We start from the raw sequence: 9,809 nt of genomic DNA, 5'->3' as shown, positions 1-9,809 counted from the left end.
CACGCGTGGTAGAAGTTGGGCGTTAGGACCACGGTGCAGTTGTCGATTCACTGTTCACCCTGCCGCTGAACAGATTCAATGCGAGCCCACGCGGGGAGCCGCGCTCAACGGGGATCTATGGCCGGACAGCGTTTTGAGTCGGGCGTGCAGCCTTTCAATCCATCAACCCAGGAGCTTCCACATCATGAGTATCGACTTCTATCTCAAAGTTGACGGTGTCGACGGCGAGTCGACCCATATTGAGCATGCAGGTGAGATAGCGCTTCTCAACTGGAGTTGGGGTGTGAGATCAGGGAGCGCTAGCGCTAGCGCTACTGGCGTGGCCACCGGTCCGGGCAAGACTTCGCCGGGGGACTTTGTGTTCAGCCACATTTATGACAAGGCCTCGCCTCTGCTCGCCAAGCATTGCGTTTCCGGCAAAGTCCTCAAAGTGCTCAAGCTCAGCGCCCGCAAGAGTGGCGATGGGCAGAAAGACTTTTTGCTCATCACGATGAAAGATGTGCTGCTGACCAGCGTTGCTCCTGCGGCCAATGCTGACGGCGAGATCCTAGAAGAAGTCCACTGCACTTACCGCGACATCGAGTTTGCCTACAAACCGATGGATAAAACGGGCGGACTGGGGGCCCCAGTCATCTTTGGATGGAATGTAGCCACCAACGCTACACGCTAAGAACGGCCAGCTCGGATTGCGGCGCCTCACAGTCCTGCCAGCTTGGTGGACGGCGAGTCGGCGCAATCCGCGGGTCCGCAGACTAGGCTTCGGCCCGGCCCAAAGAAACCGGCCGCCTGAGCCGGTTCTTTCGCACAGCAAAAGCCTGCAATTACTGCTGCTTGCTGCGTCGGCGAGCTACTCCTGCGACGAGGCCAAGACCGGCAAGCATCAATGCGTAGATATGTGGTTCGGGCACGGCGCTGACTTCAAAGGCCATGAACTGGGTGCTTTGGTTGGCGGCAAAGTTGTTGTCCACGGCCAGCACCAGGGTGCGATTGCCATTGGCCAGGGTCTTGCCCCAAGTCACGGCTTCGGTGTTGTCCATGGTGATGCCTTGGAACTGCAAGGCCATTTCCAAGAGCACTTCGCGGCTCATGGCGGTGACGCCGCTGGCGCCATTCAAACTGGCGATGCCGCTCACATCGGTGGCGCCGGTGGTGTCGGTCAGCACCAGACGGATGGTGTTGCCCACACCCGAAGCGAAGGCGCGTTCCACGGCCAAAAAGCGGGTGTCCGATAGTGCCAGCAATTCGGGCAGGCCGTTGTCCGGGCCGAAGGGCGCGCCGGGTGCGGCGTCCACCGGGATGGGGGGCAGTTGATAGGCGTATTGCGCGCCAGACTGGCCGGTGAGCGGGTTCAGCGCGGTGACGCGCACGGTGCTGCCGTTGTTGATGGACGTGATCTTGCCGTCTTGGATCAAGGCATCTTCATTGGCCGTCCACACTGTGCCATTGGGGGCCACGGTGAGCGCCTCGAACAGCTTGTTATTGCGGCCGCCCGTAGTGGTGTTGTCCACGTAATTGAACATGGCCGGCGTGTTGAACTCACGCACAAAGCTGCCATCGGTGGTCATCTCGCGGACGAAGGGTTGGAAGCGCTGCTTGGGGTCGGCGTTCCAGTTGCCTTCGCTGGACCAGTACAAATTGCCATTGGGCGCCACGCGGATGCTTTCAGGGTCGACAGTGCGGGCGTTGGACGGGAAGGCGCTGCCATCAGGTCGCTTCATATAGGTCTGGCTGTTGATGCTTACGCTCTTGAAGCCTTTGGCGTCATAGTCCAGATTGAGGTTGTAAAAACGCGGCGTGCCGCGCTCGCCACCACGATCATCCGAGATGGCGTAGTAGCTGCCATCGGCGGCGCGGTCCAGGCCCGAGATGCCACCGAACTCCACGCCTTGGAACATGGTGCCCGTTGGCACGGAGGTGCTGCCGATCAGGCGCAGTTGAAAGTCAGCCGCCTGGCTGCTGAACACGGTGCAAGCCAAGGCCAAGGGGAGGAGCGCGCGGTACTTCATGAGAGGCTTTCTGGAACGGTTGAGAATGCCGCCGAGCCTATCCAGCGCTGATGAATGCTTGGCGGCGCCCCATGAGTCGAACAGATCAGGGCATCGACCTGCCCGCGATGTGGCTGGCAGCCTGCGAGCGGCCACAAAAAAAGCGGACCTCGGTCCGCTTTGCTTTGCTTTGCTGCTGAGGAAAGCCGCGCTCAGCCCAGGTGGGTCTTGAAGAAACTCAAGGTACGCTGCCAGGCCAAGCGGGCCGCCTCGGCGTCAAAGCGCGGCGTGGTGTCGTTGTTGAAGCCATGCTGCACGCCAGGGTAGATATGGGCCTCATAGCGCACGCCGGCGGCTTTCAAAGCGGCCTCGTATTTGGGCCAGCCGGCATTGATGCGCTCATCCTGGCCCGCGTAATGGATCAACAAGGGCGCCTTGATCTTGGCGACCTCGGCCTCCGGCGGCTGGCCGCCGTAAAAAGGCACGGCAGCTGACAAATCGGGCACCTGCGTGGCCAGATAGTTGGCGATGCCGCCGCCGAAGCAAAAGCCGACCACGCCGACCCGGCCATTGCCTTCGGCAAAGCTCTGCAGGCCACGAGTCGCGGCGACGAAGTCGGCACGCGTCTTGTTGGCGTCGAGCTTGCCAAACAGTTCGCGGGCCTTGTCTTCGTCGCCGGGATAGCCGCCCACAGGCGCCAGTGCGTCGGGGGCAAAGGCCAGAAAACCATCCAGCGCCAAGCGCCGGGTGATGTCTTCGATATGTGGATTCAGGCCGCGGTTCTCATGCACCACCAGCACCGTGGGCAAGCGGCCCTTGGCCCCAGCGGGCTTGGCCAGATAACCCTTGACCTCGCCGGAACCCTCGGGAGAGGCAAAGCTGTGTGGGCGCGTGATCAAGCGCGCATCGTCGGCCTTGACCTGCTGGGCCTGGGCAAACTGCGGGCTCAAGCTGGCCAGCAAGGCACTGGCCGCGGCCGCACTGCCGGCATAGCGGCTGGCTTGATCTAGAAAACCACGGCGGCTCAGGTCGCCATGCACATAACGGTCAAAGAGTTGCAAGACCTCGGGCTGGAAGTCCCGGCTCGTCAAACGAGGCGTTGTCATCGCTGGCTGTCCTTTCAGTTGGGGAAGAAGAAGTTGTGGACGGTGATCCCGAAGAGCTGCTTAACAAGAGTCCGAAACGTTTCGACTGAGAGCAAAAGACATTGCGTTTGATGCCCAAGCGGTCCGCTGAATGAACATGTTTGCACCGGCGGTGATGGTAGGAGATTTGATTCACCACCGCTTCGATACGGGCATGTCATTCAGCCCGACCCTCGTCAAACAAACGCTCACGCTGCCGCGCCAAGGCCCGCCAGGAGGTGACAACGACCTGCCAAGACTGTAGACGCCAGGCCGAGCGCGACCAAGATCCAGCGCAGGCTCAAGCGGGCGGGCGGTTCCCGTCCGAACACGGCTTCCGGCTGCGGCGATCAGGCAATGCCGATCTCCCAATTTAAAATGCCCGCTTTCAGTAATCAAAGCGTTGGCGTCGGCTTCACCGAATGCATCCAATTTCCAAGCCGATCCCGCCCTTGCCGCCCTTCCCGCCCGAGTCACTGTCTCGGCTGCTGCGGCAATGGAGCTTCACGCCAGGCACGCCAGCGCCGGCCGCAGAACGCCTGGGTTCTTGGTTCAGCTGGGCGGATGCAATCGAGATCTCGCAAGTTTTGACCACTTCCTCGGGCAAAGCCGCATCTGCGGCGGCTCAAACCCAGGCAGCGTCCTGGGCGAGCACTGAACTGGAGCGGCTTCAGGCCGAATTGGCAGCCAGTTTCAATCACGTCGAGCTGGCAACAGGGTCCGAACCGATACCCGAGGGCGCAACACTCGCTGAGCAACTTGCAACCTATTTGCAGCATTTCGCGCAACAGCAGCGCGTGATCGGAACTTGCACCACCACCCTCCGAATGCGTCTGCGCGCCAAGCTTGCGCTCGCCTCCGACGAACTCGCTCGGCTGGCTCAGTTGGACGAATACATTGAACGAGCCATGACTGCGCCCCAATTGCGAGCCACGGCTGGGCTCGGAGCTGTGCTGGAGACGCGGGCTCAGAAGCACTACGCCGCCGACCCGCTTCGCTGGCGCACCCCTCTTTGGACAGACCTGCAACGCTTGTTGCGGGCCGAGCTGGACCAAAAACTTCAACCTGTGCTGGGTCTCATTGAGGCCTTGAACACCCAAAGCCCCCCATGAACCGATCTCTCAACGCCCTCTACCCTATCGCGATGGCGGCCGGTTTGGCCGGCATCGCCGGCGCCGGGTTGGCCGCCGCAAAGAATCACCCCGTCGCATTGGCCATGGCGGTGTTGATCGCTGTCTTTTTTGTCATTGGCGCCTGGGAGCTGGCAGCTTTTCGCCGAGACAACCGTGCGTTGGCCGCGGCCACAGAGCGCGAAGTGCAAGGCGAAGTGCAAGACGATTGGATTGCCGCCGTGCCGCTCGCTTTGCGCAGCGCTGTGCAGATGCGCTTGGAAGGCCAGCGCGTTGCCCTCCCAGGCTTGGCATTGGCGCCTGCGCTTGCCGGGCTGCTGGTCCTGCTGGGCATGCTCGGCACTTTTATTGGCTTGGTCATCACCCTGAGTACGACGGCCAGCGCACTGGGCGCCTCCGCTGACCTGACCGCTTTGCGTTCGGCGCTGGGTGCGCCGATTCAGGGGCTTGGCCTGGCCTTCAGTGCCAGCGTGGCCGGCGTTGCCGGGTCTGCCATGTTGGGCCTCATGGTAGCCCTGGCTCGCAGGGAGCGCGCGGCCTGTGGTGCGCTGCTGGATGTCGCTTTGCTGGGGCGGCTGCGGCCGCTGACGGCAGCACACCAGCGAGCGCTGGAGCAGCAAGCCTTGCATGCTGCGGAGGTGGAGCGTGAGAACGCCAAGCAAGCCGAGATGCTCGCCCTGCTCCAGCAATTCACCGAACGCATTGCTGAGCAACTGTCCGCCCAAAACAGCCGCTTCCACAGCGAGACCAGCCAAGCCTATGCCGCATTGGCCAGCAGTGTCGACGCCACCCTGCGCGGCAGCCTGGTGGATGCGGCCAAAGAAGCCGGCGCTGCAATTCAGCCCGCAGCTACCGCGGCCATGGCCGCCATCGCACAAGAAGCTGCTTCCTTGCATGAACGCGTCGGAAGCGCAGTGACGGATCAGTTGACCGCACTCAGCCGCCGCTTTGAGGAAAGCGCCGAGCGCATGGCCCATCACCATGGCCAAGCCGCCCAGGCGCAATCCACCGCCTTGCAAGAGCAGCGGGAACTCGCGCTGCAGTTCCTGAAAGACGCCGGCGCGGCCTCGCAGCGCGCCAGCGAACTCCAAGCCCAGCGCTCGGCCTCGGATTCGCAAGCGATGCTCACGGCGATCGACGCGATGGCCACACGCCAGCAGGCAGCGCAGGCTCAGGCTGATCAAGCCCGCTGGGCCTCATTCCAAACGCATCTTGACGCGCTCACCGAGCAACAGAGCGCAGCGCGAGCCCTTGTGGCCCAAGCCGCACAGCAGTTCGCCACGCAGACGCAGGCTCTGCTGGACCGTGTCTCGGAGGGGCAAACTCGACAACTCAGCTTGCTGGCCGAACTGGACGCTCAGCGCCGCGCCGAGGCCTTGGCCGATGCGAAGGCCATGAGCCAAGAGCGGGAAGGCGTCGAACAGTTGCTGTCCATGCAGCGCGAGGAAGCCCTGCAAATGCTGCGCGACAGCGAAGCACGTGCGCGACAGGGCGTGGCCGAGATCACCCGCCTCTGTGCCGAACAAGCCCAGGCTGGCGTCACAGCCCTGGCCGATGCCTTCACTCGATTGCAGGCGAGCAAAGAGTCCAATGACGCGCAACAGCTTGCCGCATGGCGCGCTGAGCTGGCATCGGCCGGTGCCGCGCAGTTGAAGCAACAGCAAGTGCTGGCCGACGACCTGTTGGCCAACACCCGCAGTCTGGTCGAACAGGCCGAGTCCTATTCTCAAAAAACTCTGGCGGAAGCCGGCGCCGTACTGCAAGCGGCTGGTGATGCGCCACGCGCTGCGGTCGAGGTCGTCAGTGCGCTGCGCGAGCAGCTTGCCCAAAGCCAAGCCCAGGACCGCGCGGCGCTGCTGGAACGGACTGAGCTGATGGGAACGGTATCGACACTGCTGGCGTCGCTGCAGCAAGCAGCGGGGGAACAGCGCGCCGCCATCGATTCGCTGGTGGATCGTTCCGCCATTCAGATCGAGGCCTTGGGTCAGCGCTTCACAACAATGGCTGCAACCTCGGGGCAGGCGCTCGCCGACGCGGCCACAAACTTGGCGGCCAGCGCTGCCGACGTCGCCAGCGTGGGCGAAGGTTTTGGCGAGGCCATTGAGCAGTTCCAGGGCGCTAATGCCCAACTCGTGCAGCACCTCACTGCGCTTGAAGAACGCCTGTCGGTGTCGATCACGCGAAGCGACGAGCAACTGGGCTATTACGTGGCCCAAGCCCGCGAGGTCATCGATCTATGCCTGGGCTCACAAAAGCAAATCCTGGACGCGCTGCAAGGCGCCGCAAACCATGGATGAGCAGCTGGAGTATGAGCACGAAGGCACCGGCGCTTCCGCCTGGGCGGCTTTTGGCGACTTGATGGCCGGCGTGCTCGGCGCCTTTGTTTTGGTACTCGCCGCGGCCCTGGTGGGTCAACTGGATCTCGCCACCCAATTGCAAGCTGAAGTGCAGCAGCGCATCGCCGAACAGAATCGCCGGGAAGCCCTGGAGCGCGCCCTGGCCGGTCCGCTGGCGGATGGACGCATCACGCTGGTCGAAGGTCGCATTGGCATCAATAGTGCAGTGCTTTTTGCCACGGGCTCCGACCAACTGCTCGCCGAGGGCCGTGCCTTGCTCGGCGCTTTGGCAACGCCGCTGCGCACCTACCTGGCGCAACGCGATGAGATCCTGATGGTCAGCGGCTTCACCGATGATCGCGGCCTTGTGGCGGGCATGCAGTTCACCGACAACTGGGACCTGTCGGCCAAGCGGGCGCTGAACGTGACGCGGGCTTTGTTAGCGGATGGCCTGCCACCGGACGCGGTTTTTTCTGCCGCATTCGGCTCGCAGCAGCCGGTGGCGCCCAATGACACAGCGGCGGGTCGTGCGCTCAATCGTCGTGTGGAAATCGCACCGACACCGCGGCCGCGGCGAGCCACGGCGGCTGCTGTGTCTGCATCAGCGCCTGCTTCTGCTCCTTCTTCTGCGCCGTGAGCTCTCTCGAAGATCCTGTCCAATGGGTCGCTGCGCAGCGCGCAGATCCGGTTCGCCGACGCATGCTGCACGCACTCGCCCTGCGCGCGGCTGCCCAGCCACCAGGCGCTCTGCGAGACAAGCTGCTTGAAAAACTACAGGAGCGCGCTTCGCGAGCGCCGCTGGCGCAACAGAAGCAGGACTACCCTGCCCTCGCCAACCCAATGGCCGAACTGCTCGCCTTGCTGCCGCCTGATGCGAGCCAAGAGTTGCGCCACGTACGCATCCACCAAAGCAGCTGGCGCCAGCTGCGCGTCGCACAAAGCATGGCCGACCTGCGTGCGCCGGTCACCGGGCATTTGGGGCCCCTCAATGGCCAGGCGCTGGCCACGCGCATGCTCCAGCAGGTTCAGAGCCTGGCTCCAGACTATTTGCTCAGATTGCTCACGCAGATGGATGCAATCTCCAGCCTGGAACAGCTGCAAGTTGCCGGCGAGACCGAAAGACCCGCGCGCGCGATCAAGAAAAAGGCGCCAGAACGGCGGCGCTGAGCCTTGGCGCAGGAAAAAAGCGGACCGAGATCCGCTTTGCGCTCACTGAAGCCACCGTCGGCAGGCCTGCCCAATGAACTAGCTGAGATTGGCCTTGAGGAAGGCCACCGTACGCTGCCAGGCCAAGCTGGCCGCTTCAGCGTCATAGCGTGGCGTGGTGTCATTGTTGAAGCCGTGCTGCGTCCCTGGGTAGATGTGAGCTTCATAGCGGACCTTGGCAGCCTTCAGTGCGGCTTCGTACTTGGGCCAAGCGGCGTTGATGCGCTCGTCTTGTCCCGCGTAGTGAATCTGTAAAGGCGCCTTGATCTTGGCGACTTCAGCTTCTGGCGGCTGGCCTCCATAGAAGGGCACGGCTGCAGCGAGCTCGGGCCATTGCGTGGCCAAGTAATTGGCGATGCCGCCACCAAAACAAAAGCCGACGACACCGACGCGCCCATTGCCTTCGACGAAGGATTGCAAGCCTTGCGCTGCAGCGACAAAGTCAGCGCGCGTTTTGTTGGCGTCCAATTTGCCAAAGAGCTCTCGGGCCTTGTCCTCATCACCTGGGTAGCCCCCCAAGGGCGCCAAAGCATCGGGGGCAAAGGCCAGGAATCCGTCCAATGCCAGGCGCCGGGTGATGTCTTCGATATGCGGATTCAAGCCGCGGTTTTCATGTACCACCAAAACCGTAGGCAAGCGCCCTTTTTCTAGCTTGGGCCTGGCCAAATAACCCTTGACCTCACCGGAGCCCTCAGGAGACGGAAAGCTGTGCCTGCGGGTCAGCAGCCGGGCATCGTCGGCTTTCACCTGTTGTGCCTGGGCAAACTGGGGACTCAGGCTGGCCAGCAAAGCGGTGGCCGCGGCGGCGCTGCCAGCGTAGCGGCTTGCTTGGTCGAGAAATCCACGGCGGCTGAGGTCGCCATGCACATACTGGTCAAAGAGCTGTAAGACCTCAGGCTGGAAGTCGTGGCTTGTCAATCGTGGCGTTGTCATCGGTGGCAATCCTTTGTACGGCGATCTATCTGCGGCGATCTATGTGCGGTGAACCAAATCCGGCCTAAGGCCCTGGCGTATCAAGCCGGGCTTGCGGACCGGGAATTTCGGGCCGACCCGCACGAACTCGGAGCCCAGATATTAGGCGTTTTGATTCACCGCCCCTTGAGTACGGGTTTGCTTACCAACTCCACGCCCCAAGACTTTTTCGAATTTGAGCTTACTGCCAGGCGGCCCAACTCGCTGCGCCGCCCCCACCACCTACCAATCAACGGCCTTTCAGCTCACGCACTTCCTTTGCTTTCGGCGCGCCACGCCCGCAGCGGCCAAGCCCAGGCCAAGCAAGGCCAGACTCGCCGGTTCGGGTACCGTGTTGATCGGCGTTTCGGTGACATTGAATGCCAGCTGACTCAGGCCGATATTCCACGAGGAATTCTTCCATTCAATCACCCAGCCTTTGCTGGAGCTGAGGGAGTTGAAGTTGATCTGGGTGCCAGCCGTGTTGTCCACCATCACCCGCTGATTCATCAGGTCCAGATTGCTGTCCAATTCGTGCACTTGCAGCAGGGTGCTGATATCGGGGGCGAAGGAAGCGAGGCCTAAGCCTTCAAGGCTGATGCTGTGGCCGGCGATGGCCTTCAGAACGATGCTGGCCTTCGAGTCCGTATCGCTTTGGCCTCCCCACAATACGCCATTGGCGCCGCCGTAGCCGGCGCCCCACCAGGACAGACTGCGTTCCCAGCCGAAGGTCTTGTCTTGGTACTGCACGTCAACGCCTGCCGTGTCGCCATAGCTTTGGTGAATGAAGCCACCATCCGCGCATTGGATGACATTGCCCGAGCCCTCTTGATTGTCAGAACAATGATTGCCAGGGGCGAAACCAAGCACGGTGCCCGCATGGGCTGTACTCACCATGGACATGGCTGTCAGCGCCAAAGCGCCGGCCAGAGAAACATAGGATTTCATCAACAGCTCCCTCGTGGTTTGAAGTTAGGTCGCTGAATGCTAGAGGCCGAAATGGCGGATGTCTTGAGTCATGGGCCCTCTTTGACGGGGTTTCGTCACAGGCTGGCAGCAGTGGGTTTGTGCCGATTG

Annotated in this window: 9 protein-coding genes; 5 read left to right on the top strand and 4 right to left on the bottom strand. The window is 62.3% G+C overall.

Annotated features, from left to right (window positions below; translation table 11 throughout):
- The first annotated feature begins 184 nt into the window (after positions 1 to 184).
- Positions 185 to 670, top strand: coding sequence for an Hcp family type VI secretion system effector (locus tag LNV06_RS00730; RefSeq protein WP_263536331.1), 486 nt, complete (start codon positions 185 to 187; stop codon positions 668 to 670).
- Positions 671 to 821: 151 nt separating this feature from the next.
- On the opposite strand, the gene LNV06_RS00725 is transcribed toward LNV06_RS00730, so the two are convergent.
- Positions 822 to 2,006 carry an esterase-like activity of phytase family protein gene (locus tag LNV06_RS00725; protein ID WP_263536330.1) on the bottom strand — a complete coding sequence of 395 codons (1,185 nt, stop codon included), beginning with the start codon at positions 2,004 to 2,006 and terminating at the stop codon, positions 822 to 824.
- Between the two features lie 191 nt (positions 2,007 to 2,197).
- The gene (locus LNV06_RS00720) at positions 2,198 to 3,091 is read right to left on the bottom strand and encodes a dienelactone hydrolase family protein (protein WP_263536329.1); all 894 of its coding nucleotides are present in this window, start codon (positions 3,089 to 3,091) and stop codon (positions 2,198 to 2,200) included.
- A gap of 440 nt (positions 3,092 to 3,531) precedes the next feature.
- Between LNV06_RS00720 and LNV06_RS00715 the strand changes: the two genes are divergently transcribed.
- From LNV06_RS00715 to LNV06_RS00700, 4 genes are all read left to right on the top strand, one after another.
- Positions 3,532 to 4,221, top strand: a complete 690-nt coding sequence (locus tag LNV06_RS00715) for a DUF3348 family protein (protein WP_263536328.1) — start codon at positions 3,532 to 3,534, stop codon at positions 4,219 to 4,221.
- Positions 4,218 to 6,536 (top strand): hypothetical protein, encoded by a 2,319-nt coding sequence (locus LNV06_RS00710; protein ID WP_263536327.1) that lies wholly within the window; start codon positions 4,218 to 4,220, stop codon positions 6,534 to 6,536. The genes LNV06_RS00715 and LNV06_RS00710 overlap by 4 nt, the downstream gene beginning before the upstream one ends.
- Positions 6,529 to 7,212 (top strand): OmpA family protein, encoded by a 684-nt coding sequence (locus LNV06_RS00705; RefSeq protein ID WP_263536326.1) that lies wholly within the window; start codon positions 6,529 to 6,531, stop codon positions 7,210 to 7,212. Before LNV06_RS00710 ends, LNV06_RS00705 begins: the two co-directional genes overlap by 8 nt.
- A 62-nt stretch (positions 7,213 to 7,274) precedes the next feature.
- Positions 7,275 to 7,742 carry a DUF2894 domain-containing protein gene (locus LNV06_RS00700; protein WP_263536325.1) on the top strand — a complete coding sequence of 156 codons (468 nt, stop codon included), beginning with the start codon at positions 7,275 to 7,277 and terminating at the stop codon, positions 7,740 to 7,742.
- Between the two features lie 78 nt (positions 7,743 to 7,820).
- Here the strand turns inward: LNV06_RS00700 and LNV06_RS00695 are convergent, their stop codons facing one another.
- A complete protein-coding gene (locus tag LNV06_RS00695) occupies positions 7,821 to 8,714 on the bottom strand; it encodes a dienelactone hydrolase family protein (RefSeq protein WP_263536324.1) in 894 nt (297 codons plus the stop codon).
- 279 nt (positions 8,715 to 8,993) lie between these two features.
- Positions 8,994 to 9,680: a PEP-CTERM sorting domain-containing protein gene (locus LNV06_RS00690; protein WP_263536323.1), complete on the bottom strand. Its 687-nt coding sequence runs from the start codon at positions 9,678 to 9,680 to the stop codon at positions 8,994 to 8,996.
- Positions 9,681 to 9,809 lie beyond the last annotated feature (129 nt).

This window comes from Paucibacter sp. Y2R2-4 (genome assembly GCF_025717535.1).
Taxonomy (GTDB): domain Bacteria; phylum Pseudomonadota; class Gammaproteobacteria; order Burkholderiales; family Burkholderiaceae_C; genus Paucibacter_A.
Note: the sequence above shows the minus strand (reverse complement) of the source record. Positions and strands in the feature narration are given on the sequence as shown.

Excerpts from the sequence above, each read along its gene's own strand:
- LNV06_RS00720 (WP_263536329.1), bottom strand. The coding sequence starts at position 3,091 with ATGACAACGCCTCGTTTGACGAGCCGGGACTTCCAGCCCGAGGTCTTG.
- LNV06_RS00690 (WP_263536323.1), bottom strand. The coding sequence starts at position 9,680 with ATGAAATCCTATGTTTCTCTGGCCGGCGCTTTGGCGCTGACAGCCATG.
- LNV06_RS00700 (WP_263536325.1), top strand. The coding sequence starts at position 7,275 with ATGCTGCACGCACTCGCCCTGCGCGCGGCTGCCCAGCCACCAGGCGCT.
- LNV06_RS00715 (WP_263536328.1), top strand. The coding sequence starts at position 3,532 with ATGCATCCAATTTCCAAGCCGATCCCGCCCTTGCCGCCCTTCCCGCCC.
- LNV06_RS00725 (WP_263536330.1), bottom strand. The coding sequence starts at position 2,006 with ATGAAGTACCGCGCGCTCCTCCCCTTGGCCTTGGCTTGCACCGTGTTC.
- LNV06_RS00730 (WP_263536331.1), top strand. The coding sequence starts at position 185 with ATGAGTATCGACTTCTATCTCAAAGTTGACGGTGTCGACGGCGAGTCG.
- LNV06_RS00695 (WP_263536324.1), bottom strand. The coding sequence starts at position 8,714 with ATGACAACGCCACGATTGACAAGCCACGACTTCCAGCCTGAGGTCTTA.
- LNV06_RS00710 (WP_263536327.1), top strand. The coding sequence starts at position 4,218 with ATGAACCGATCTCTCAACGCCCTCTACCCTATCGCGATGGCGGCCGGT.
- LNV06_RS00705 (WP_263536326.1), top strand. The coding sequence starts at position 6,529 with ATGGATGAGCAGCTGGAGTATGAGCACGAAGGCACCGGCGCTTCCGCC.